At 45.1% G+C, this 24,878-nt stretch carries 23 protein-coding genes; 7 read left to right on the forward strand and 16 right to left on the reverse strand.

Annotated elements, in window-relative coordinates:
* Window positions 1-24: 24 nt before the first annotated feature.
* From ACXAFM_RS11295 to pdsR, 6 genes are all read right to left on the reverse strand, one after another.
* Window positions 25-1,236: a porin family protein gene (locus ACXAFM_RS11295; protein ID WP_474829522.1), complete on the reverse strand. Its 1,212-nt coding sequence runs from the start codon at window positions 1,234-1,236 to the stop codon at window positions 25-27.
* Entirely contained in the window at window positions 1,236-1,892 is a 657-nt protein-coding gene (locus tag ACXAFM_RS11300) for a methylamine utilization protein (RefSeq protein ID WP_474829523.1), read from the reverse strand. Before ACXAFM_RS11300 ends, ACXAFM_RS11295 begins: the two co-directional genes overlap by 1 nt.
* A gap of 171 nt (window positions 1,893-2,063) precedes the next feature.
* Entirely contained in the window at window positions 2,064-2,744 is a 681-nt protein-coding gene (locus ACXAFM_RS11305; protein ID WP_474829525.1) for a Fe2+-dependent dioxygenase, read from the reverse strand.
* A 72-nt stretch (window positions 2,745-2,816) separates the two neighbouring features.
* Window positions 2,817-5,123, reverse strand: a complete 2,307-nt coding sequence (locus ACXAFM_RS11310; protein WP_474829527.1) for a TonB-dependent receptor — start codon at window positions 5,121-5,123, stop codon at window positions 2,817-2,819.
* 272 nt (window positions 5,124-5,395) lie between these two features.
* Window positions 5,396-7,564: a proteobacterial dedicated sortase system histidine kinase gene (gene pdsS, locus ACXAFM_RS11315; protein WP_474829529.1), complete on the reverse strand. Its 2,169-nt coding sequence runs from the start codon at window positions 7,562-7,564 to the stop codon at window positions 5,396-5,398.
* Window positions 7,565-7,623: 59 nt separating this feature from the next.
* Window positions 7,624-8,313: a proteobacterial dedicated sortase system response regulator gene (pdsR, locus tag ACXAFM_RS11320; protein WP_474829531.1), complete on the reverse strand. Its 690-nt coding sequence runs from the start codon at window positions 8,311-8,313 to the stop codon at window positions 7,624-7,626.
* Window positions 8,314-9,044: 731 nt separating this feature from the next.
* On the opposite strand from pdsR, the gene ACXAFM_RS11325 reads away from it, so the two are divergent.
* From ACXAFM_RS11325 to trmB, 3 genes are read left to right on the forward strand one after another with little or no spacing between them, the layout of a single operon-like run.
* Window positions 9,045-9,977, forward strand: coding sequence for an ABC transporter ATP-binding protein (locus ACXAFM_RS11325; protein WP_474829533.1), 933 nt, complete (start codon window positions 9,045-9,047; stop codon window positions 9,975-9,977).
* Window positions 9,978-10,003: 26 nt separating this feature from the next.
* Window positions 10,004-10,819, forward strand: a complete 816-nt coding sequence (locus ACXAFM_RS11330; protein ID WP_474829535.1) for an ABC transporter permease — start codon at window positions 10,004-10,006, stop codon at window positions 10,817-10,819.
* On the forward strand, window positions 10,819-11,499 hold the full coding sequence (gene trmB / locus ACXAFM_RS11335; RefSeq protein ID WP_474829537.1) for a tRNA (guanine(46)-N(7))-methyltransferase TrmB: 681 nt from the start codon (window positions 10,819-10,821) through the stop codon (window positions 11,497-11,499). Before ACXAFM_RS11330 ends, trmB begins: the two co-directional genes overlap by 1 nt.
* A gap of 102 nt (window positions 11,500-11,601) precedes the next feature.
* Here trmB and ACXAFM_RS11340 read toward each other — a convergent pair whose 3' ends face one another.
* Complete coding sequence (locus ACXAFM_RS11340; RefSeq protein ID WP_474829539.1) at window positions 11,602-12,333, reverse strand: EAL domain-containing protein; 732 nt, start codon at window positions 12,331-12,333, stop codon at window positions 11,602-11,604.
* Between the two features lie 559 nt (window positions 12,334-12,892).
* Here ACXAFM_RS11340 and panP point away from each other — a divergent pair.
* On the forward strand, window positions 12,893-14,527 hold the full coding sequence (gene panP / locus ACXAFM_RS11345; protein WP_474829541.1) for a pyridoxal-dependent aspartate 1-decarboxylase PanP: 1,635 nt from the start codon (window positions 12,893-12,895) through the stop codon (window positions 14,525-14,527).
* Between the two features lie 140 nt (window positions 14,528-14,667).
* Here the strand turns inward: panP and panC are convergent, their stop codons facing one another.
* From panC to sfsA, 7 genes are all read right to left on the reverse strand, one after another.
* Window positions 14,668-15,519 carry a pantoate--beta-alanine ligase gene (gene panC, locus ACXAFM_RS11350; RefSeq protein ID WP_474829543.1) on the reverse strand — a complete coding sequence of 284 codons (852 nt, stop codon included), beginning with the start codon at window positions 15,517-15,519 and terminating at the stop codon, window positions 14,668-14,670.
* Between the two features lie 11 nt (window positions 15,520-15,530).
* Window positions 15,531-16,325: a 3-methyl-2-oxobutanoate hydroxymethyltransferase gene (panB, locus tag ACXAFM_RS11355; RefSeq protein WP_014980494.1), complete on the reverse strand. Its 795-nt coding sequence runs from the start codon at window positions 16,323-16,325 to the stop codon at window positions 15,531-15,533.
* Window positions 16,326-16,366: 41 nt separating this feature from the next.
* Complete coding sequence (gene folK, locus ACXAFM_RS11360) at window positions 16,367-16,882, reverse strand: 2-amino-4-hydroxy-6-hydroxymethyldihydropteridine diphosphokinase (RefSeq protein ID WP_474829545.1); 516 nt, start codon at window positions 16,880-16,882, stop codon at window positions 16,367-16,369.
* A complete protein-coding gene (gene pcnB / locus ACXAFM_RS11365) occupies window positions 16,875-18,197 on the reverse strand; it encodes a polynucleotide adenylyltransferase PcnB (protein WP_474829547.1) in 1,323 nt (440 codons plus the stop codon). The genes folK and pcnB overlap by 8 nt, the downstream gene beginning before the upstream one ends.
* A gap of 98 nt (window positions 18,198-18,295) precedes the next feature.
* Window positions 18,296-19,219, reverse strand: a complete 924-nt coding sequence (gene gluQRS / locus ACXAFM_RS11370) for a tRNA glutamyl-Q(34) synthetase GluQRS (protein WP_474829549.1) — start codon at window positions 19,217-19,219, stop codon at window positions 18,296-18,298.
* A gap of 73 nt (window positions 19,220-19,292) precedes the next feature.
* Window positions 19,293-19,742 carry an RNA polymerase-binding protein DksA gene (dksA, locus tag ACXAFM_RS11375; protein ID WP_474829551.1) on the reverse strand — a complete coding sequence of 150 codons (450 nt, stop codon included), beginning with the start codon at window positions 19,740-19,742 and terminating at the stop codon, window positions 19,293-19,295.
* A 240-nt stretch (window positions 19,743-19,982) separates the two neighbouring features.
* Window positions 19,983-20,699 carry a DNA/RNA nuclease SfsA gene (sfsA, locus tag ACXAFM_RS11380; protein WP_474829553.1) on the reverse strand — a complete coding sequence of 239 codons (717 nt, stop codon included), beginning with the start codon at window positions 20,697-20,699 and terminating at the stop codon, window positions 19,983-19,985.
* Window positions 20,700-20,889: 190 nt separating this feature from the next.
* On the opposite strand from sfsA, the gene pepB reads away from it, so the two are divergent.
* On the forward strand, window positions 20,890-22,173 hold the full coding sequence (pepB, locus tag ACXAFM_RS11385; protein WP_474829555.1) for an aminopeptidase PepB: 1,284 nt from the start codon (window positions 20,890-20,892) through the stop codon (window positions 22,171-22,173).
* Between the two features lie 46 nt (window positions 22,174-22,219).
* Here pepB and ACXAFM_RS11390 read toward each other — a convergent pair whose 3' ends face one another.
* Window positions 22,220-22,402 (reverse strand): helix-turn-helix domain-containing protein, encoded by a 183-nt coding sequence (locus ACXAFM_RS11390; protein ID WP_118491748.1) that lies wholly within the window; start codon window positions 22,400-22,402, stop codon window positions 22,220-22,222.
* A 497-nt stretch (window positions 22,403-22,899) separates the two neighbouring features.
* Here ACXAFM_RS11390 and ACXAFM_RS11395 point away from each other — a divergent pair, with 497 nt between their 5' ends.
* Together ACXAFM_RS11395 and ACXAFM_RS11400 are read left to right on the forward strand one after the other, a co-directional pair.
* The gene (locus ACXAFM_RS11395) at window positions 22,900-23,502 is read left to right on the forward strand and encodes a YhgN family NAAT transporter (RefSeq protein ID WP_118491750.1); all 603 of its coding nucleotides are present in this window, start codon (window positions 22,900-22,902) and stop codon (window positions 23,500-23,502) included.
* A complete protein-coding gene (locus tag ACXAFM_RS11400; protein ID WP_474829558.1) occupies window positions 23,503-24,081 on the forward strand; it encodes a YjaG family protein in 579 nt (192 codons plus the stop codon). It abuts the gene before it with no gap.
* Between the two features lie 63 nt (window positions 24,082-24,144).
* Here ACXAFM_RS11400 and rsmD read toward each other — a convergent pair whose 3' ends face one another.
* Window positions 24,145-24,816, reverse strand: a complete 672-nt coding sequence (gene rsmD, locus ACXAFM_RS11405; RefSeq protein ID WP_474829560.1) for a 16S rRNA (guanine(966)-N(2))-methyltransferase RsmD — start codon at window positions 24,814-24,816, stop codon at window positions 24,145-24,147.
* Window positions 24,817-24,878 lie beyond the last annotated feature (62 nt).

A 24,878-nucleotide genomic window follows, 5' to 3' on the forward strand; every position in this document is an offset into this window, starting at 1 on the left:
TAACTCTGATGGAAAGCAGGTTAATTAGAAAGTGGCTGTAAGTGCCAACTGGAACAAGTGCTCGGTAAAGTGCTCGCTGTCTTGAAAAAAGCGAAGGTTTTGCTGAGTGCCTGAGTTTATTTGCCACTCGGCGGTTATTGAGAAGTGTTTGCTAATATTGCGCCCAGCGCTGATGGTAAGCGCACGCCCTAAACTGCCATTAGGGTCGAGCGCGTAATTGTCATTATCATTCACTTGATACCAGTCAGCACGTGCAGCAAGCATATATGGAGTCATGCTATATACAGCAGCAACAAAGCCACTTTTAAAATCGTTATCTACAATACTTTCACCCATCAGAGTGTCGCCCACCAGCAACTGAGAAAATACCGTAAGGTTAGGGTTAAACATATAGCGAAGCGTTAACGAATGAAAGCGTGTATGCCATGCGTAGATGCGATCAGACTCGACTGTATTGGCGTCTGCGTTGTTATCGTAATAGTAATAGCGCATTTCAGCACTGCGCTTGTACGCCACGTGCGCCCCGAAATAATAGCCAAAGCGATTGTCTATTTCCCTAAAGGGTTCGGTCCATGCAGGAGCACCCAATCTATCTTCATCGATGACACCTGGTATAGGTAAAAAATTCACCCGTTCGTTGTAAAGTGACTGTCTATCGTGAAGTGCAAAGCCACGCCAAGAAAGTAACGTACCTGTGGTGTCGTTACCTTTAAATACACTGCCCAATACTTTCCATGACCAGTTGCTTCGCACTTGCCTGCCATTTTGTCTAAAGCTCAGTTCAACGCCAGCGGTTCTGAGTTCTTCTCCGATCCAGCTGTTTATGGCTGAGTTAGTGAGGAAGTGAGGTGATAGCCAAGCAATGTCTGTATTTTCAGCTGAAATAGCAGGATAAAATGCACCTACTTTTACTTCTGGCTTTATAGATGAGGCGCTAAGTGGCCGATATTTTAAATATAGCTGAGAAAAGTTGAGTCGTTCCTCACCGTCACTGTAAGCGTTTAAAACACCAGATAATGTCCAATCATCAAACAAACGCAGGTTGGTTGAGATAACGGCTTGAGAAAGGTGTAAGCCATCACCTTCGAATCGCTGGTGGTTTTGGCCAAAGTCTTGAAAACTTTGTGTGTTTTCTTTCAGCGCCCAGGTTCCGCGCAACAAAAAGTCTGTTTCTGCGTAGCTTGCGATAGAGAAAACTAACGACAATAGGGCTAATGATTGAGTGACAAACCGCATCAATAGTCGCCGAAACCAGAATCGAATCCGTCATCCCTAATTATGTTTGTATTAAGTGCCCATGTTACTTGAGTATCGGCAGACACAGAAATGGACTGTGCAGGGAGCGCTTTTTCACCTTCCACTTGCGGGTGCCAAAAACGGACGGTGTACTCACCATGAGGAAGTGAAATTAAAGATTGCCCTTGAGTATCAGTTTTACCAAAATAAGGAGAATCTGAAACAACAATATACCCCAGCATCCAATCATGAATATTACAGCCAATATCCACAATACCTGCATTTTCAAAGCGTAAAGGCTCTGCCGTAAACTCTTTATAAAGCTTCAGTTCGAATTGCTTTGTGGGAGAAAAAGAATAGACGTGGTGAAACAAGTTATCCGCATTAGGGAAAGTCACTTCAGTACCGGCTTTTACCACAAGCACGTGAGGTTCAAACTGTTTATCTATTTGATTCATTACGGCTGGTTCTTGCTGCGGCATCTGATGTGCATCCGGCTCAAACTGGGGCTCAAAAAGAAACACGCCGTTATCGACAGGCTCACCATCGCTATCATTCAGTGTGATAGAAAAGCTAGCGGTTTCGCCGTTTTGTCCTAAGGCCATACTTGAACAAACCATAAAAAGAAGGGCGCTAAAAAGTGTTTTATATTTCATTCAAGTACCCCAGCACAAAGTTTAAAAAGAAAGTGTTAATAGAATAAACCCAGTAATATACAACTGCGTTACACCTTTAGTATAGGACCCTATCGACTGCGACTTTATTTCGTTTTTAAGAAAGCTTTCGCGCTAATGCTTGTGACAAATTGTACTTGTGTTGAATTGAGGTTAAAGCTGAGAAAACTTTCTTACCAAGTTATGGTAAACATGATGAAGTCCATCAAGCTGCTCTCGCTCTGCGGTGCCCGCGTTAACTAGCGACTGAATACTTTGGTCAAGCTGGAAAAGGGTTTCACGCATTTGTTGGTCGCTCACCATACTTTGCAGCCAGGTGATAGCGGCAATACGCTCGCCTTTAGTGACAGGCGTCACCTTGTGTAGACTTGAAGATGGGTAGATTATTGCGCTACCTGCATCGCATTTGATTCTTTGCTCGCCAAATCCTGTCTGAATAACAAGTTCACCGCCTTCGTACTCGTCTTTGTCAGTAAGAAAAATCGTCATCGACATATCGCTGCGTAAGACATCGGGCGTATTCGGAATACGCATAATGGCGGCGTCTACGTGATAGCCATAGGTTTGCGATTCGCTGTAGCGGTTAAAGCACGGCGGGAAAATACGTTGAGGAAGGGCGGCGGATATAACTTTGGGGTGGTTACCTAATTTGCTTAGCAATTGGTTAGCCAGCTGCTGAACACGTTTGTCCTGTGCATCTGCCTGACCGTTATTTTTGACGCCTGCAGCCATACCCATCGCTGTGTTCTTGCCATCAACAAAGGGCACATCAGTAAGCTGCTGACGAAACTGAGCAACTTCGTTTTTCGTCAATAAGTCATCAATAATAATCATGTTTTCAACGCTTGTAAGAGTGTTTTTAATATAAAAAGACCTAGGCAGTTGCCTGCCTAGGTCATGCTAGCATTAAAATTCGTAGCTAACGGTACCTGTAATGTTGCGACCATCACCGATATACATGAAGGCGCCAGAACGGTAGGCTGCCGTCCAGTATTCTTCGTCAAACAAGTTTCCAATGTTAACACGGAAAGTTAGTGACTCTGAGTGATAGTAGTTGGCGAATAGATTAACCACTTGATAATCAGGAACTACAATAGAGTACTCTCCGGTTTCAGCGCTATAGCCAGCTGCAGTATCTGGTTGGCCGCCGTACATTTCTGACTGGTAGCTGTAGTCTCCACCAAAGGCAAACTTCTCATTGGGCTGATAGCGCATTTGTATGTAGAAGCTTTCGTCTGCGAAGTTACTTAGCGCAAGACCGATGTTATCTTCGCTGTAAGACTCAAGAATCTCAGAATCCATAAATGCAGCAGATGCTTGGATACTTAGCTTATCGGTAATATCACCGCTTAAACCGAACTCAATACCTTCTACGCGGTTTTCACCGGTGTTTAATGTACCAAGCGTTGAGTAGGCATCACCTACACTCTCGTGTACGTCGCTCTTAGTGATGCGGAATAGCGCTGCATTTGCGACAAGTTTTTCATTAAACAGTGACCATTTGGTGCCAAGTTCGATGTTTTCTACTTGCTCAGGGTCAGCTTGAGATGCTTGCTCGGGCGTACCACAAATACCGCCATAACCACAGTTAGCACCAAGATCTGATTCACCGCCGTTTATGTTGGTTGCCGTGCTATACGAAGCGTAGATGTTACCGTTTTCGGTCACATCGTACACTAGCCCTAAGTGACCGTTGTAGAGCTCATCTTCGAAGGCGTACACTTGATCACCACCACGACCCGACGTCGCATTAGTATAGTCGTAGCTATCTACACGCAAGCCTGCGAAAACATTAAAGTTATCGGTCAGCTCAAAGGTGTCCATAACGTATAGTGAGTAAGTTTCAATGTCGAATAGCGCATCCACGTCACCACGTGTGAAGGCTTTGCCCATCAACGAACTAATGTTATCAACTTCATTGCCACTGCCATCTAATAGGCAGTAACTTTCAGATACACCGCGGCGGCCGCTAGTTAAACAGTTCGATGGATTAGTGTAATCCATATTGAATACGCCATTGTCTACCGATTCGTCGGTGTATTCAAAACCGAATACAAAGCGGTGATCAATACCTGCAAAAGCCGTATCCCAGAATAGGTTAAACTGGGTAGTTACGTAGTCAACTTCCTGCCAACCTTGGTGGTTGCTTAGCGATAGGGTGTAAGCACCTGGGGCAGTAGGGTCTGTCGCATCACGGTTTGTACCACGCATACCCGTTGTAATGTATTCGTTTTCCGTTTTACCTACACGGGTGGCGTTATAAAAACGCACGTTATCGCTAATATCATATTCAGTACGCAAGGTGAATGTGGTCACTTCCGAGTTTTGGAAGTCCTCGTCTTGTGCATATACAGGAATATCTTCTAGCGGATAACCGGCTTCGCTGTCGTAATAGCTACCTAAGTCAGGAATGTCTTCAGCGTTCAGGTAATAAATATCGCCAGTAAAAGACAAGCGGTCAGTAGGCTGATTCACATATGAAAGCTGCACACCTTCACGATCACGTTCAATGCCTTCACGGCCAGGTTTATCTTCAGAAGAATAAAGGCCATTTAAGCGCACAGCGCTGGTTTCAGTCAGCGTTTTGTTTAAATCAACGGTTACTCGCTTGTGCTCGTCGGTACCTACTGCGGCATCAATACGGCCGAAGTTATAAGCGGTAGACGCCTTTTTGGTGATAGAGTTAACCGCACCACCTGAAGAACCGCGACCGGCAAAAGTAGAACTAGGGCCTTTGGTTATTTCAACGCGTTCGGTAGCGAAGCTTTCACGGGTTGTCATACCTGGGTCGCGAAGACCATCAACGAATACATCACTGCGTGCTTCGTGGCCACGAATAATATAGCGGTCACCAAAAGCATTACCATTCTCACCTGTACCTAAAGTTACACCAGCTTGTGCCTGTAGAATGTCTTTAAGATCTGTTCTACCACTTTCTTGAATTTGGTCTTGGGTAAGAACGCTAATGGTTTGTGGTGTGTCAACAAGATCTGCTAGGCGACGAGGATCGCCAGATTTATTGTAGCGGTAGATAGATTGTTGTACGCCGTGAATTTTAATCAGTTCTATTGCTTCGTCAGTTACGGCCTCACATTCTGCTGAAGTAGTGTCATTACACGTTTCTACTTCTTCCTGGGCCATAACTGCGCTGCTGCCAAATGCCAGTGCAGCGGCAATGGTTTGTGCGCCCATAGTTAATTTAGTGTTTTTCATCCTGTTTCCCTTGAGTGTGTGTAAGGAGGACGAAGTCTATGAGATATGCAAAGCAATGTAAATATAAATAATAAACATTCTCATTTGATATGTTTGAAAGAGTCTTAAGTAATGCTTAATTCAAATTCTCTTTATATTTCGGCCAGTTGCTTTTGTAAGATAGCCTGCCATTTAACAAAAAGGACGTCTCATGAGGAGAGACTTTTGCTTTGCTATTAGATTCTCCGACTATTTATAACAAGTAACTTTGCCAAAAATAGCTTATATCAGAATTAAAGCGGCAGAGTAACGGTAACGATGACACCCGTGCCATCTCCTCTGTCATTTAATAAGAGCTGACCTTTATGAAAAGTGGCTATCATGTTCGCAATATAAAGTCCTAATCCTAAATGAGGAGAGTTAGTCGCGTTTTGCACGTCATTTTCTTTTCTTACCGATACCATGGATTGGGTAAGCTGACTCTTCATTCCTTTGGGTAGTAAAGGCCCAGGGTTACTCACCGACAATTGAACAGTTTTTTCGTGCTTTTCGAGTTTGACGATAATTTCATCATTGTCTTTGCTGAAGTCCACAGCGTTTGACACGATTTTATCGAAAAGCTGGGCAATAAGTTCAGGTGACCCCTTAATAAGCAAACTATTATCAGTAGATATAAAGGTCCATTTTCTTTGCGCATAAGCGTGCTGATAGCCCTGAACACATCCGTCAATCACCTTAATAATATTGAAGGTTTCTAGGTCTTCCTGCTCAATCGCCTGCTCTAATCGCGTTGCCTCACTCATACTGTTTAATATGGTACTTAGGCGATTTACGCCCGACTGAGCCCTTTCAACAAATACTGCTTGTTGATCAGCGTCATTAACGTGAGAAAGCATGTCTAACGATGACTTCACCACAGCGATAGGTGTTCTAAGCTCATGAGACAAACGAGAGGCCATGTTCTCTAGATAAGAGTTGTATTGCTGTAAGCGTGAAAGAACGTCCGCAAATGAACGGGATAAATCGCCAATTTCATCACGTTGATTCGATACCGGCAATGTGCCAATAATTTTACCATTGTCATCAATGACAGCCTCGGTGTTATCGCGAAGGGAACGGATACGATTTGAAATTCGCGTAGCGAATAGCAGTAACCCCAATGTACCTATGGTCATTACTGCTAAAATAACGTGGAAAAGTTGTTCTAGGGCTCGGTTTCGCAATGTGCGAATGCCATTGGTTGTCTGTTCTACAATTACCGCCCCCATTACATTGCCTTCAATAAAAATGGGGTAAGCAGCAGAAAGTACAATAGCTTTGTTATCGGGAGACAAACGCCACAGTGAGTCTGGTTGACCATTTAACGCCGTACCTAAATCCTGCCCCACGAGTGCGTAGGCATCGTCTAACTCATCGATAAAGTCGGCAGGTGGGCGCGTAAGAATTTGGTAGTAAAGTGGAAGTAACCACTCACTTTCTATCCAATGCCATACCGCATTAGATGGGGCTTCTTTTTCATCGACTTTAATGCCTGTAGCCGATTGAATATCACCAGCGCGAGCGAGCACGCGTTTGTGCTTGTCCACAACCCACACCCTAGAATCGGCATATTTCAAGCCTGCCAAAATACGCTCAATTTCAGGGGAGGGTGTTATGACAGTTCCCAGTTCAGCGAGTTCTTTTGTATTTGCCGTGCCGAGCGCGTATTGCTTCAACCTGCTGTCTTCATTATCAACATCGACAAGTGAAAATGCTAAGCCGCCTGTGGTCATAGACAGCGGAAAGCGCAATTCAACATTGTAGCCAGTGGCGGTTTCCTGCCAGCGACCTTGAATTGAAAGGGCGTTCTCTATTGCCCGCGTTGTAGACGTGTTGCTAGCAAGTTTGTACGCATTTACCCAGCCACTTTCATAGGGCGCAACAACGTATCTTGCTAGTTCGCCCTCTGGGGTTTCCATGCCGATAAGTAAATGGTCGCCCGTTTCTACACTTAAGCTATTAGGTTGCCGCCATAACAGCACGTCATCGCTCACTTCAAACATGGCATACAAAAATTGTCCGTAGCGTCCCACCATATGCTTAAAAGACAGGCTAGTGGGTTCGCCAGCAAAGCCGTTGTAATACTCAATGATTTCATCACTGCCATACTCGCTCATCAACTCACTAACTTGCTGCCAGTCGTTAAGTTCGCCATCTAGCTGAATAGGATAAGGAATAGGCGGCGCGTAAAGGTCTGTACCGGGGCGTACGTCTTGAAGATAAGCTGATTGACTATCAAATAAAGCTGGTCGCTCGTGAAGCGCAGTGGCGACGGCTCGCGCCGTACCTATCATGGTCTGCTCTTGACCATTTCTAAGGTATTGTTCAAGCTCCCACACATAGTTATAGCCCAAGTAGGGAATGGTGAATAGGAACAACGACAGCACCATAAGCTGAAGGCGGATAGAAAAGCGAAATCCCATGTGTGTAGCCGGTTGCCTCTATTTTTTACTGATGATACACAGCGTTAAACCCACGTACTTTAAAGCTGCCAGCGATACCCCATACCGTACACGGTATCGATATGATCAAAGTTTGCGTCAAGCTGCACAAATTTCTTGCGCATACGTTTTATGTGAGACGTAATGGTGGTGTCGTCGACTACCATTCTCGACTCATCCATAAGCTGTTGACGGCTTTTTACGTGACCTGGTCGCTTGATGAGTGCGTGCAGCATCCAGAACTCTGTTACCGTCAGTAAAACAGGTTGGTTTTGCCAGTTTACCGTCATTCTCGATACATCTACTTTTAAGTCACCTACTTTTAGCTCATCTTTTTGCTCTGTGGGAGCAGCAAGCAAATCTGTACGTCTAAACAGTGCGGCAATTCGGGCTAGCAGGTGGGCCATGCTGATATCTTTAGTTAGATAATCATCAGCGCCCATTCTAAGGCCACTAATAGTATCGACGTCGTTATCCCGCGCAGTAAAAAAGATAATAGGAAGGGTTTGAGAAAGACCTCGCAGTTGCTGGCACAGCATAAAGCCACCTTCTATTTCATCTTTCAAACCAATATCAATAATGGCTAAGTCGGGTAGGGTGTGGTTAAACGCTTCGGCCGCAGAGGGTCTGTCTTCATAGGCATTTACGCTATATCCCTGCGCTTTAAGCGCCATAATGTAGTTTTCGCGAATGGCCGCGTCATCTTCCACTAATGCAATTGTCTTTGGCATACATTAACCCGCAATTATAATTCTAATAAAGCGCACACTATACCTATGAACAAAAGCTATTGCCTAAGTTCGACATAAAATCCTCAAACTTGCCTCATTTACGCCATATTTGAGAAGCGTTGAGCGAAATTTTTATTAATAGAGCATTCTACAACGCGAGTTTCTATCTGGCTTAGCGTTCTATTGTACTGTCTGTGTGGATTAGTATTAAACCATCATTACATTTCCACAATTGGGTGCCTTTTCTGCCATTTATACCGTGTTAAATAAACATCATCTGTCGAACACAGTGCGCACCGCTTCTAAACAGGCTTCTTTACTCAGTCTGTTTTAACAGGTGCAACGTGATTAAAACAGACTGTGCTGTTGACGTCTTTTTTATTCTCAAGAGAGTGACAAACAGCACCGTGGAAGCGGTAAGGCTGAACTTCTACGTAAATATTTCTATTGGCTTATAGCTACCCTTTGCGCTGCGTGCTCCCCCAACGGTACGCAGCGCTTTTTTATTAGGGTTGAAAAAGTGCTTTTCGCTCTCATTTTCTAACTGTTTAAAGCAACCACTAAACGCGAGTGTATTCATTTAATAGCATGAACTAGGTTACACTTTGTAGGCTATATATTGTTAGCGACAGATAACGACATCTCACTAAAGTTGGTTAGGGCGTACTGATTTTCGGCTCATAGCAAAGGTCAGTATGTCTTAGTAGTCACACTCTCACTACGGGCAAATCATGAAAGCGTTGGACATTAAAGGGTTAACCAAAACCTACAAAGGTGGCGTACAGGCACTAAAAGGCGTCGACCTTACAGTACAAGAAGGAGACTTCTTTGCATTACTCGGCCCTAATGGGGCGGGAAAATCTACCACCATTGGTATTATAAGCTCACTTGTTAATCAAACTAACGGCAGTGTTTCGGTGTTTGGTTATGATCTCACAACGCAAAAAGAACAAGCTAAAGCCTGCATTGGTCTGGTACCACAAGAGTTCAACTTCAATCAGTTTGAGACCGTGCTGCAAATTGTGCTTAACCAAGCTGGGTACTATGGCGTACCGCGCAGTGTTGCGAAAGAACGCGCTAAAAAATACCTTGCTCAACTCGATCTATGGGAAAAGCGCGATGCCCGCGCCCGTGAGTTATCGGGCGGTATGAAACGCCGCTTAATGATTGCTCGTGCGTTAATGCATGAACCAAAGCTACTTATTCTAGATGAACCAACTGCAGGCGTAGATATTGAAATTCGCCGCTCTATGTGGGGCTTTTTAGAAGAAATAAACCGTCAGGGGATAACCATTATCCTCACCACCCACTACCTTGAAGAAGCAGAGATGCTGTGTCGCAATATCGCCATTATTAATAAGGGCACCATTGTAGAGAACACCAGCATGAAGGCGCTGCTGTCTAAGCTTAATGTAGAAACCTTTGTGTTAGATATTAAAGCCCCAAATGGCGTGTCGACCACAGACAACCTGCTAACCGGTTTCGAGCACCGCTTGATTGATGACCACACCCTTGAAGTTGATGTAGAGAAAACCGAAGGACTAAACCCAGTTTTCACGCAACTCAGTGAAAAGGGCGTTCAAGTAATGAGTATGCGCAACAAATCTAATCGCCTTGAAGAATTGTTTGTGCGTTTAGTTGAATCAGCTAAACAAGCTAGCTAAGCCCACAGCAGGAAAAGGTGAAGAACATGAAAACTGAAAGTACACAAATGAACACAGAAGAAAACGTGGGTTGGTTTAAACAAAACTATGTAGCGCTAACCACGATTTGGATAAAAGAATGCACGCGCTTTTTGCGCATATGGGTACAAACCCTAGTGCCGCCAGCTATTACAATGAGCCTTTATTTCGTTATATTCGGTAGCCTTATCGGTAACCGTATTGGCGAAATGGGGGGCTTTACCTACATGGAGTTTATTGTACCGGGTCTCATTATGATGTCGGTGATCACAAACTCTTACGCCAATGTGTCGTCTTCATTTTTTAGCGCAAAGTTCCAGCGCAATATTGAAGAGCTATTGGTATCGCCTGTACCCACCTCGGTCATCATTCTTGGCTATGTGGGTGGCGGTGTAGCCCGCGCTATTCTTATTGGCATTATTGTTACCTTGGTATCGCTATTTTTCGTTGATGTACAAATACATCATTTAGGCATTATAGCGCTGACGTTATTACTTACTTCTACCTTGTTTGCCACTGCGGGCCTGATTAATGCGGTGTTTGCCAAAACTTTTGATGATATCAGCGTGGTGCCAACGTTTGTTTTAACGCCGTTAACTTATTTAGGCGGCGTATTCTATTCTCTTACGCTATTGCCTGAATTCTGGCAATGGGTGAGCAAAGCGAACCCTGTTGTATATATGGTTAACGGATTTCGATACGGCTTTTTAGGTGTATCTGACGTGAACGTGACACTATCGCTTACTTTGTTAGTGGGCTTCAACGCGTTGCTATTTAGCGTAGCGTACTATTTACTTAAAACCGGTAAAGGTATTCGGAGCTAATGGCAAGCGGTAACTCTAGAGAAATCACCACATCGCAGGTGGGTATTCACGATAAGTTAGATGACTTAGTAAAAAAGTACCAAGCGAGTGAAAACAAGCGACCCATTAGCGAGCATACACAAGCCGCCTTTGACGAGGTAAGTGCGTGGTTTGATGCTGGCGACGGCTTCAACGGCGAGGTTATTCTAGACTCTTGCTGTGGTGTTGGCGAAAGTACGGCAAACATAGCAAGAGCTAACCCCGATGCCCGTGTTATCGGCATTGATAAGTCAGCTTTACGAGTAGATAAACATGAGCATTACAGCGCGCAGCAGGATAACTATCGGGTGATCCGTGCTGATGTGAATGACTTTTGGCGCCTGGTAAAACAGTCTAACTGGAACGTGACGCAGCACTTTTTACTGTACCCAAACCCGTACCCCAAAAAGACCCAGGTTCAAAAGCGTTGGCACGGCAGTGCGGCCATGGTGGATTTGATGGCGATCACCCCTAACATAGAGGTGCGAAGCAATTGGCTTATCTATCTAATGGAATTTGCGCAAGCGGCTAAACACTACGGCATGGTGTCAGACTTATCTGAAGTCACCGGCGACAATCACATGACGCCGTTTGAACGAAAGTACCGAGGTAGCGGGCAGTCCTGTTGGAAGCTAAATTGTCGTAGTGAAGAAAGCGCATAAAGCTCTCAATATTTGGGCGGCAGCTTAACTTAAATAAAAGGGCGGGGAGCTTACTTCAATACCTCGCCCTTTTTTCGTCTATATCGCTAAACGACGAGCCTATTAATGCCGTGCTGTGGCAGAGCGTACGTTCGCTAAAGGCGGACTAAACACATAGCCCTGAGCATAGCGAATGGGCAAGCGTTTTACGCGTTCTAAATGCGCTTCATCTTCAACGTGTTCGGCTATGGTGCTTACGCTATGTCGTTCACACAGCGACAGTAAATAGTCCACATATTCTCTTACCGCCTCTTGTTCATCGTAATGTTTAATGAGCCCGCCCGCTAGCTTTATGCCTCGAACTGGCAGGTTCATCAACGCCCGTATATTTCCTGGGCAAGAGCCTACATTATCGATAAACACGCCAAGCCCGGCATGCATACTTTTTTCTATAAAGGCGGTTAAGTTTTTAGGGTTAGACAGTGCTGTAGATGCGCTGACTTCAATGCTTACTCGCTCTGGCGCTGGGTAACTCGCTAAATGGGTTATAAGTGTGTTGGTAAGTTCCTGGTTATACAAATCTTTGGCACTTATATTAATATTCCAAGGAATATTCACATCGTGAAAGTAACTGGCACACTGAACGAACATACTTGCTGCAAGTGAATTTACATGTTGCTCTCGTTCAATAAGATAAAGAAATTCGCTGGGCAGAAAGGTTTTATCCCCTCGTGTAATAAGGCGTGCCAAGCATTCGTATCGCCACACTCCTTGGCTATTTAAATCAACGATGGGTTGAAAGTAGGGGACAATATCTTCTATGGAGAAATCCTCGGATATTTCGCGAATGGGCATAAACCGACCTCCTTGCAATAATGTATCTAATAGTGACTGATACGTCGCTGACACCTGTACTTAACAGCTATAGCAGACTGCGCATTCGCACTATTCATAAATTAAATATAGTTGAGAGTGCAAAATTTTGCGGTACTAATTTGAAAGAAGTATGGTTTATCCTTGCAGGTCACATCACTAGGCAGCTATAGGTATAGTGTGTGCACCGTGTCCATGAAAATTGACTAACTAGTCTGAATGTTTCACATAAGACGGTGAATTGGCGGTTTCTGCCTCTTGGCGAGCATTGCAATCTGATGTAAAGTGCCACACCCTGAAAGTATTGTGATAAGTTTCAGGTTTGGCAACGAATGGACCGCGTCAACGCGCATTAGCCTAGCCGATATCTAGTTTTTTATAGCAACGAGGTATAGGGGTTAAATAGCTGCTGTTTAAGAAGCATGCTAAATGGCTAAAAGGAAAAGTAAGTGTCAGGCCGGTATCCTACAAAACCGCCTGTTTATTTCGCCCAATAAATGTAAGCGAAATGTGTGATTGTTTAAAGTATGAGGTGTGTTGAGTGGGTGAAGCGCAAGTTAGTTTAGAGCACCTGTTTAGGGTCTTTACCAAACCTGAACACAAAGACTCAAAGCTGGCTCAAATAGAGCAGCATTTATCTGACAATATCTTAGATTTTTTGTCGCAGCATGTCGTGACAAAAAAAACGTCGTTAGAAGAAATTGAAAAAGACTTTTCAGACTCCAAGGTGCCTGAGTCACCCGAGTTTGTGTCTACTCATGCTGAAAGCTTGCTCGATAAGCTCGTTGCGCACTCTGTAAATACTTACTCGCCTACATTTATTGGTCACATGACCTCTGCGCTGCCTTATTTTCACCTACCGCTTTCTAAGCTAATGGTAGGGCTTAACCAGAACCTGGTTAAAATAGAGACCTCTAAAGCGTTTACGCCCCTAGAACGCCAAGTGCTGGGTATGATGCACAACCTTGTGTATGACCAGCCCCAGGACTTTTACGATGAGCACTTGCACAGTGCGGCACACTCATTAGGCGCATTCTGTTCAGGTGGTACTATCGCCAATATCACTGCCTTGTGGGTAGCTCGCAATAAATTGCTCGGCCCACAAAAGGGCTTTTCAGGCGTGGCTAAAGCGGGCCTTGCCGCTGCTTATCGTCACTACGATATTAATAACTTAGGGGTAATGTGCAGTAAACGTGGCCATTACTCGTTATCAAAGGCAGTAGACTTACTAGGCTTAGGGCGTGAGCAGTTACTAACGGTCGCTGCGCCGAAACAAACCCTAGATCCAGCGAAAGCCCTTCGCATTGGTAAACGCTATCAAGAAGAAGGCAATAAACTCCTTGCTATTGTTGGCGTGGGCGGTACCACTGAGACCGGTCACGTCGACCCGCTGGATGAACTTGCTGACGTCGCCAAAGAGCTGGGCTGTTGGTTCCACGTAGATGCAGCTTGGGGCGGCGCTACGTTGTTCTCAGCGCGTTATCGCGACAGACTAAAAGGCATAGAGCGAGCAGACTCAGTCACTATTGATGCTCACAAGCAAATGTACGTGCCTATGGGTGCAGGCATGGCCCTTTTTAAAGACCCACAACATGCCAACGCGGTAAGACATCATGCTCAGTATATACTGCGTGCAGGCTCGAAAGATTTAGGTGCTACCACGTTAGAGGGCTCCCGTAACGGTATGGCTATGATGGTGTACTCGGCACTGCATATATTTGGTCGCAAAGGTTACGAGCTCCTTATTGATCGCAGCATCGATAAAGCCAAAGACTTTTCACAAATGATAGATAAGGCGAGTGACTTTGAATTAACTACTACGCCGACGTTATCGCTATTAACCTATCGAGTGTGCCCTGAAGAAGTGCAGGAAAAGCTGAAGCATGTGAATGCTAAAACCCGCAACGCTATTAATGAGAAGGTTGATGCCCTTGTTGTTGCCGTCCAAAAGCAGCAGCGTGAAGCGGGTAAGTCATTTGTATCTCGTACTCGCTTAGAAGCGCCAGATTACCCATCTCAGTGTATTACCGTATTTCGCGTGGTGTTAGCCAACCCGCTAACGAGTCATAATGATTTGGCCGCTATTTTGGCTGAGCAGCACTTAATCGCGAAAGAAACACAGGCGTGGAAAGAGCTAATGGATTTTGTTCGCGAAGCAGATACCGTTGCTTTATAGATGTTAGCTTATCAAGTGTTAGTCTTTTAGACGCTAACGAAAAAGCTAACTTCTCAGAACGAACAAATAAAAAACGCCCAATGCGGGCTCTGTTTAAGAGTAATGCATTGGGCGTTTTTTCGTTTATATGTGGCTTTCGCTTAACGTCGCGTAATTTGCATGTTATCGATTAAACGGGTCTTACCCATAAACATAGCAACTAGCAATACTAGCTCTTTGTCGCTATCGTTAGCCGCTTCAAACGTAGCTGCGTTAACTACCTGGCAGTAGTCTTTCTTAAAGCCTTTCGCTTCAAGGTTAGCAACCATGATATTTTCAAGCTCAGCAAAGTGAGTATTACCACTTTCAATGCTCGCTTTAATACGCTGCATCTCTTCAAAAATAGCGCTTGCTGTGTTTTTTTCCGCCTCTGTCAGGTAGCCATTTCTAGAGCTCATTGCCAGACCTGACGCCTCGCGCTCGGTAGGTACGCCATGAACTGTTACCGCCATCGACAAGTCGCGCGCTAGAGCGCGAATAACTTGTAGTTGTTGGAAATCTTTCTCGCCAAAGAAGGCATCGTCTGGCTGTACCATGTTAAACAGTTTAGTAACCACGGTTGCCACGCCGCGAAAATGTCCTGGACGACTTGCCCCACAGTGAGAGTCTGATATACCAGGCACTTCAACAAAGGTTTGCGCGTCTAGACCTGCCGGGTACATCTCAGCAACACTTGGTAAAAATACGGCATCTGCGCCCACCGAAATAAGCTTAGCTTTATCTTCTTCAATAGTGCGTGGATAGGCGTCTAAATCTTCGTTCGCACCAAACTGCATGGGGTTAACAAAAATGCTTACCACCACTTTGTCGTTGTGTGCTTTTGCTTTTTTAACTAGTTTAAGATGACCGTCGTGCAGGTTACCCATCGTGGGTACAAAACCTACGGTTTCACCATTTCGACGCCACGTATTTACGGTGTCGCGCAATGTTGAAATACTATCAAGCACCTTCATATTTTACCCCGTTATTCGAAGCTGTGTTCAGCAGAAGGAAACGCACCGCTTTGCACATCTTCAATGTATTTTGATACTGCTTTGCGCATATCTCCAGTTTCTACAAGATAGTTCTTAGAAAACTTAGGCATGTAGTTGGCGCTGATACCAAACATATCGTGCATCACTAGAATTTGGCCGTCAGTATCTTTACCTGCGCCTATGCCTATTACAGGTATGGTTAAGGCTTCGCTTACTGCTTTCCCTAGTGATGAGGGTACGCATTCAAGTACCAGTAGCTGAATACCGGCTTCTTCTAATGCTTTTGCTTCACTAAGCAGCTTTTCCGCTTGGCTTGCTTCACGACCTTGTACTTTAAACCCACCGAATACGTGAACTGACTGCGGTGTTAAGCCTAAATGCCCGCATACGGGCACGCCGCGAAGGTTTAAGCCTTTAATGGTGTCGCATAACCAGCTTCCGCCTTCCATCTTTACCATGCTAGCACCGGCAGCCATTAGCTTTGCTGCATTAGTGTAGGTTTGCTCTGGTGTAGCGTAAGACATGAATGGCATATCAGCTAAAACGAAAGCGCGCTCGGTACCACGTCGTACACTTTTTGTGTGATAAGCAATATCGTCGATAGTTACCGGAAGGGTGTCGTCTTCACCTTGAAGAACCATGCCTAAAGAGTCGCCGATAAGAAGGGCGTCTACGCCTTGTTCATCAAACATTTTGGCGAAGCTGGCGTCGTAAGCGGTTAAAGAGGTGATCTTTTCCCCAGCCTGCTTTTTCTTAAGCAAGCCAGATACTGTTACTTTCTTCATGACATGTCTCAGATTGATATTTGTTGATATCGTGTGGCGAACTATACGGATTTTGTTGCTAATTGGAAGTCTCGCAGGCGACTAAGTCCGTCTAGCGAGCAGTTAGCAACCCACGCTGAAATAGGCTTACCGTCGTGCATTACCATATTAGGGGAAATTTCAAACAAGGGGACCATAACGAACTCACGCTCAGCCATACCGTAGTGAGGAATAATCAAGTCTGCAGTATCGATAGTTTCACTGCCGTATAGCAATATGTCTAAGTCCAGCGTGCGTGGGCCCCAGCGTTCACCCTTACGCTCGCGGCCTTCTTCTAGCTCGATGCGCTGAAGTTGTTTTAATAGTCCGTGAGGTTTGAGTGACGTTTCTATTAAGCATACTGCATTAATATAATCAGGCTGGTCTTGCGGCCCCATCGGCTTACTGGAATAAAGTGAAGAGGTTTTAAGTACGCGAGTATCTTCTAATTGGTTAATGGCATCAAACGCACGCTGCGCTTTTTCTTGGCTATTGCCAAGGTTGCTACCTACGCCAATGTAAACGTGCTCTTTATGCATCTGGACCTCGTTTCGCTGCTGGTTTACGCTTGCGTTTACGCGGTGCACCTTTTCCGCCACCCTCGCTTTTGCGAAGTGCGTTAAGCATGCCTTTTTGTTTACCATTGTCAGCGTGCTGGAAGTGCGTCCACCACTGGGCGAGTTCAAGCAGGTCGCCGCCTTCTATTTGACCTCGAGCCAATAAGAAGTCATAGCCAGCTCTGAACTTAGGGTGAGTAAGCAATTGAAACGCGCGACGACCAAAGCGTTTGGGAAGGCGTTGCTGTAAAATCCAGATGTCCCGTACCACGGTAGAGAAGCGCTTAGGGATCATAATGCGTTGCGTCTGACGGGCAATAACCTCGCCTGATGCAATGTTAAACGCATCGTGTGCGTTTAAGCCAGATTCGCTTTGCAAGCGTTGAGACTGCTCTTCAACCGGATACCACAATAGTGCCGCATAAAGGAAAGCGGGGGTAACACGCTGGTCGTTGTTAATGCGTTCATCGGTATTGGCAAGCACGCGGCGTACAAACTGCATTTCTCGGCTGTTTTCATCTTTTAAAAACGGCGTAAGCTGAGGGAATAAAGGCTCAATTAAACCGTATTCGTGCAGCATTAAGAAGGTTTCTTCTCCTTTACCCGATAAAAACAATTTAAGGGTTTCTTCAAACAAACGTGCTGGTGGTATGTTCTGAAGAAGGTTCGCCAGAGATTTTATCGGTGCCGCGGTTTTTTCTTCGATGCTCATGCCCAGTTTAACGGCAAAACGTACCGCACGTAGCATTCGCACTGGGTCTTCACGATAGCGTGTTTCTGGGTCGCCAATTAGCTCAACTTCACGCTTTTCTATGGCGGCTAGACCATTTGCAAAGTCTTTCACCGTAAAGTCAGCCACGCTGTAATACATGGCATTAAAGGTAAAGTCACGACGCTCGGCATCTTCTTCGATAGAGCCAAATACGTTATCGCGAACTAACTGACCATGTGCATCACGCTTTGCAATAGCTTTGCCCTTTGGCAGATTTTCGTCTTCGTCGGACTCTTGGTGGTGACCACGGAATGTGGCAACTTCAATAATTTCTCGACCAAAAACAATATGAGCTAAGCGAAAGCGCCTGCCTATCAAGCGGCAGTTTCTAAATAATCCCTTAATCTGTTCAGGTGTAGCATTAGTCACCACATCGAAGTCTTTTGGTTCGTGACCCATCAAAATATCGCGTACACAGCCTCCGACCAAATAGGATTCGAAGCCAGCTCCATTAAGGCGATACATTACTTTCAATGCATTTGCGCTTACATCTTCACGAGAAATGCCGTGTTCTCCACGGGTCATTGTCCTTGGCTTCAAAGCGTCAGAGGACGAGCTCTCTTTTGAAAAAGCGCGCTTAACAGATTTAAAAACACGATGAATGATGATGGTATCTCCGCAGACTATAAAGGTTCGCTATAATAAGTGGATTCATGCTGTGGAACAATAATTTCGGGTGTTTTCACTACTTTTTTCCTATCCCACATCGAAATAGCCGCTTTAAGCGCTGAATCAATATCATCAAATTCTGATGCAATTGGAAAGGGAAAGCCTAAAAAGTCCATTACACGCACAATATTATTTAGCGCTGTATTGTTATTAACGGGGGCTGCTCGGTTTTGTTTACTGAGTTTTCTGCCTGGTGCGACAGCCGCTACCGGCACATGCCCGTATTGAGGGGCGGTGTAACCAAGTGTTTTATACACCGCGCGTTGCAATGGCGTCACATCAATAAGGTCGCACCCTCTGATTACACAGTTAACTTGCTGAAATACATCGTCCAAAATGACCACAAGATTGTAAGAAAACAAACCGTCACGTCGCTTTAGTAGTACATCTTCGGCGTTTAAGCTGGCGCTTGAACTAGAAGGCGTAACCTCACCCATGAGCACATCTTCAAATGCCTCAAGTGGCGTATCTACTTTTAGGCGCAGTGCACAGTCCTGTGTGGCTGAGCACACTGACTTGTCTCGACAATTGCCGTTATAGATACCGCCCATAGCTTTAATTTGCTTACGTGTACATGTGCAAAAGTAGGCATGCTTTTGAGCAAGTAAATCGTTAAGGAACGCTTGATAACGAGGATGTTGCTGACTTTGGTAAATGACATCGCCATCCCAATACAAACCATGGGCTTCAAGTGTGGTGAGGATGTCCTTGTCGACGCCTGCTATACAGCGTGGTTCGTCGATGTCTTCCATGCGAAGCAACCAAGTGCCGTTGTGGCTTTTCGCGTCTAGGTAGCTGGCGACAGCAGTAACGAGTGAACCGAAATGTAATTGGCCGGAGGGTGAGGGAGCAAAGCGCCCTACATAGTGGTTATGCATAATTAAGGTTTAACAAAAAGCCCCATCTTTTTGGGATGAGGCTTTCTATATCAACATACTCGCGGTTATTAGCTTAACCTTGAAGTTGTTTTTCTTTGATTTCAGCCATGGTCTTACAGTCGATACACAAATCAGCTGTAGGACGCGCTTCTAAGCGACGGATACCAATTTCGATACCACAAGAATCGCAGAAGCCGAAATCGTCTTCTTCAATGCGCTTAAGCGTTTTTTCAATTTTCTTTATTAGCTTACGCTCACGGTCACGTGTACGTAACTCAAGGCTGAACTCTTCTTCTTGAGCTGCACGGTCTACAGGATCAGGGAAGTTTGCTGCTTCATCCTTCATGTGCGTTACCGTACGGTCAACCTCTTCACGAAGTTGATTGCGCCACGCTTTAAGCAATAGACGAAAGTGCTCAAGTTGGGCCTCGCCCATGTACTCTTCGTCAGCTTTTGGCTCGTACGGCTGCAAACCTGCCAGCGCTAATAGTCCCAGGGATTTTGTTTCTTTTCCTGTTGGCATCTGCCACATCTCCTACACTACGACATCCATCTTGTCCTGATTGGACCGATATCTATATCAGACTCGACAGCTTCAGGCAATCGATCGTGTCTATGTAATTATTATGCTGGTGTGTTGTTTCTAACATTTGCCAGATGTTTAATCACTTATACGACTGGCTACCAGCAAACGCATTAGTGCGTTCTACCACTAAAACAAGGCGCAAATATGAAGGCGAAATGAAAAAAATCAACCTATTTTTTATAAAATCACAGGGAGTATTTGATTTAATTGAATTTTTTGTTCATCAATTATACAGCCTGCGGCAAACAGAGTTACACCTGCATTAGCGGCAATCTGTACGCTTTCTGCATAGGTTGGATCAATATGCTTTGCAACTTGAACACTTTCAATAGCGGTATGTTGCACACAGAACAACAAGCTAGTTTTTACACCGCTTTGCGCTAGGCGAGCTAGCTCTAAGCAGTGTTTTGCACCTCGCTGGGTTACCGCATCGGGAAAGTAGCCTTTATTATTTTCCGCTAAGGTAACGGACTTTACTTCCATATATTCTGTAAGCTCTTGACCCTGCGTGTTTTCTCGCGTTAACGCGAAGTCGAATCGGCTATTGGCAGTTGGTGGTGTTACTTCTGCTTTCCAACCGCTGATATCGGAAAATTCATCTAGCACCTTGTTATCTAGTGCTTCTGCCACCAACTTATTAGCATTGTGTGTATTGATACCGATGAAGTGGCCATCAAACGTTTGTGCAAGTTCCCATGTATACTTTAGCTTTCGTTTAGGGTTTGTCGACTCACTTAAAAAAACCGTGTATCCCGGCTCAGCGCAGCCGGACATTGCACCTGTATTTGGACAATGAGCAGTAACGATTGAACCGTTGTCTAGCTCAACGTCGGCAAGAAATCGCTTGTACCTTTTAATTAAGGTGCCGCGTAATAAGGAAGGTGAAAACTTCATGTATCGCCTTTTTTTAAAAATTAGGTTCACCGCGTAGGCGTTTCCTGCTGGTACTCGTGTGCTATAGCATCGGATTTATGGGAAACGCGCTACATGTTCGCGGTATGCAGGCAAAAGAGAGTAACAAAGATTTGAGCAAGCGCAAAAAGCGCTTATCGAAAACATAACGATGTATAAGGAATAAAACGCGATGGCAGAATTTACCGTTAGCCTTTCAACCAATAGTGCTGAAGCTGTATGGGGCGAAAGCGCTAAGCTTTCTTTCACTGAATCAGGCGCAGTTATTCACCTACCTGATGACAAGCTTAACGAGCGAGTAATTCAGCAAGCAGCGAGAAAGCTAGATGGTCTAGGGCTGCCTGCCGTTACGCTGAAGGGTAATTGGCATAAAGAACAACAGTGGGCCTTTGCACTTAGCTTTACACGTGCACTTAAGCCTGCCTCTATCCAATGGGCGGATACTGCTGACAGAGCAACGCTAGAGCAGGAGTATGCGGCATTATTATTTACTCGACAGCTGGTAAACGAAACGCCGGAAGACCTTAGCCCTGAAACCCTAGCGACACGCGCTGCGCAATGGCTGAAATCACTGGGTGGGGACAAAGTCACTTACTCAATGACTGTAGGTGAAGATCTTAAAGAGCAAGGCTGGATAGGTATTTATAACGTAGGTCGTGGTAGTGAACGCCCGCCTGCAATGCTAGTCCTTGATTACAATCCTACAGGCAACGCAGATGCTCCCGTCGATGCCGTGCTAGTAGGGAAAGGTATCACGTTCGACAGCGGTGGTTACAGCATTAAATCTAGCGAAGGTATGTTAGATATGAAGTGCGACATGGGTGGCGCGGCAACGGTAACAGGTGCGCTAGGCTTATCTATTTCTCAAGGCAGTGAAAAGCGTATTCAGCTTATTTTGTGCTGTGCAGAAAACCTTATTAGCGGTCACGCTTATAAGTTGGGTGATGTACTTACCTACAAAAATGGAGTAACCGTTGAAGTTGTTAACACTGATGCAGAAGGGCGTTTAGTACTGGCTGATGGTTTGATGGCGGCAACGGAAACTGGCGCACCGCTTATTATCGATGCAGCAACGTTAACCGGTGCAGCAGTGGTTGCACTGGGCTCTGATTATCATGGCGTATTCTCTCTGGATGACAATGCACGCGAACAAATGCTTAAAGCAGCGAAAGCAGAAAATGAACGCTTTTGGCCATTACCCCTTGAAGACTTTCACGCAGACCGTTGCCCTTCAGCGTTTGCTGACACGGCGAACAGTCGCCCGATGAAAGGTGGCGGTGGTGGCGGTGCGTCAAACGCTGCGGGCTTCTTATCGCGCTTTGTTAAGCCTGAAGGCTGGGTGCATTTAGATTTGGCTGCGGCCTATCACGGTGGTGCAACCGCTGAAATGCCGGTAGGTGCTACAGCAAAAGGCATTCGTTCAATTGCCAGAATGCTAAAAGATTTCACTGCATAAATAAAAAAACAGGGGGGCTTCACAGTGTGTCGCCCCTTTTCGTTAACTAGATCCCGCCCAAGCGTTCAGCAAGTTTCTTATAACGTTCAACGTCACCGCTATCAAAAAGTGGGTTACCGTCGGTATCTTTGTCTTTTGATACTAAAAGGCTTTCGCGCTCTAGACGCTCTACGCGTACTTCTTGCACACCCAGAAATGCCGCCACTTCTTTTACCGTCATCAAACTCATTACAATTTTTCCTATTGTGGTTGTTTTTGTTAGGTTTTAACCAGGCCTCTACTTCGGTCAAGGCTGTGTGATTTTGTCATTACATCAGAAGCGCTTTGTACAAGACATTACCTAAAAGGCGAATAAAATACTTAACATCCAGCTATGGTGAGAGTACTTATTTACGCATTGCATAAACCAAACGCTAGATAAGGTTATCGTTGCTACGCCTGTTGCATACTGCTTCCTATTGTTTTAGTTAAGCCCATTTCTGCCATTTTTCGAGTCTTTTTTAGCGATTCTTTTAATGTTCACTAATGTTGAGTATGTGCTTTTTGCTTAGAAATCGGATTTAGATCGATATAAAGAGCAGTAGTCGAGTGTTAAAAGGTGTTTTTTACTCACTCTGCTTGGTTTACCATTGCGCGCCATAACCACCTATCTGCATGAATATTGGGTTATACTTTACAATTCACGCTTAAATTGGGCTTACGCTCTCAATCGGAGACAATAAAAAAATGGATACCTGGTCCGCTGCCGTCATGCTTTTTTTGATCATGGATCCGCTTGGTAATCTGCCGGTTTTTATGTCGGTGCTTAAATCCATTGAGCCTAAAAGGCGGCAATTTATTCTTATACGAGAACTATTGTTTGCGCTTGGTATTTTATTCTTATTTCTGTTCAGCGGTCAGTCGGTTCTTAACTTTTTGAATGTAGAGCAAGAAACTGTAAGTATTGCCGGTGGCATTATTTTATTTCTTATCGCGCTTAAGATGATATTTCCTTCGTCAGGCAACCCAAGTGGTCTTGCTGTGGGTGAAGAGCCTTTTTTGGTGCCTCTTGCTATTCCTATGATCGCAGGCCCTTCAACCTTAGCGGCGCTAATACTCCTTGCTAATCAAGCGCCGGATAGAATGGTTGATTGGTCACTAGCGCTTGCTGCTTCCTGGTCGATTAGCGCTGTCATCTTATTATTTTCAAACGTGTTTCATAAAATTTTAGGGGAGCGTGGCCTAGTTGCGATGGAGCGATTAATGGGTATGATCCTCGTTATGATTGCTATCCAAATGTTGTTAGATGGCGTTACCAAATATTTCATGCATGCCACTGGAGCCCTTTAAATGGCAAAGCAAAAACTTAATACCTTTGGGCGTGTTCGCGCCTTGGAAGGCTGGAAATCCGTTGCATTCGGCGCTGCTTTACTTGAACGTATGCTGCCTAACTACACGCTTTTTTGTGAGCTTACAGAAAGTGGTGATGCGAATGCCTTACGCAACTGCTTAAACTTGGTCTGGGAAACACTTAAGTCTCCTAAAAGTAAATTTAATATTGCGGTACAGCTTGAAAAAGTAGAAGTTGCCACCCCGGATACCAGCGAACACGATAACTATGGCGTGTACCCTGCTATTGATGCAGCCATCGGTTTAGCGGGCTTGCTTAATCTAATAGCAGGTGACGACCCCCAAGGTGCTGTGGTGATCAGCAAACTATCTCAAGGTAGCGTTGAAGCTTATTTATTAGAAAGCGAAGAAGCTGATGATGAGACCGTGAAAGGTCATCCACTTATGGAATTTGAAGTAGAGGTACAAAACGAACTGCTCGATTACGTTGAGCAGGCTAAGTATCCCGCAAAGGCAGCAGACGAAATGAAAGCCCTCGCGCTGGAAGCGGGTATCTCAAACATAGGCCTTGAACTTTAAAGTAGCTAGGCCGTGCACTCTAGGTAAGTTCACGGCTTTGCGCTACGCTAAGCGTACGTTCTATTAGCTCACTTCTATTAACATGTAGCGCAGTGCGCTGGTGTGTTTTTCCTTAATAACTTGCCAGTGGGTAGGTAACGTTGGTGTTGTGAGCGTACCCTCATGCTCTAAGTAAACTACGCTGCCGCTTTGCACTAGGTTATTTTCTGCAAGCGATATAAGCGAAGGTGCTACTAAATCTTTGCCGAACGGCGGATCAACGAATACTACATCGTAGGGTGATCCGTTGAGCCCCTTCAAGATGTTTAGCGCATTACCTTTATGGACATTGGCTGACGCTACTTCATTTGCTTTAAGCAAAGAAAGATTACTTTCTAGCTGCGAAGCAGCCTGATTATCTAATTCAATAAAATCGCAATGTGCCGCATAGCGTGATATTGCTTCTAAACCCAGTCCACCTGAGCCCGCAAATACATCTAGACAGCGTGCGTCGTTAATATAGGGCATTAGCCAGTTAAATAAGGTCTCTTTATTTCTGTCGGTAGTAGGCCTTAACCCTTCTGCGTTTAGTACAGGCAGCTTCCTACCGCGCCATTGACCACCAATAATGCGTATTTGCCCCGTGCTATTTTCACGGTGGGCTCTACCATTTTTTGGTGAATGAGGTTTTTTTGCAGAAGATGGTGCCCGAGTGGGGCGAGAAACTCGCTTCATAGTGGCCGACAATGGTATCATGCGTTCATACATTAGGCGGCAAGTGTAGCCGAAATTGCTAAGAATTTATAAGGATTTGTCCT

The organism is Alteromonas sp. ABD4_190, assembly GCF_056160105.1.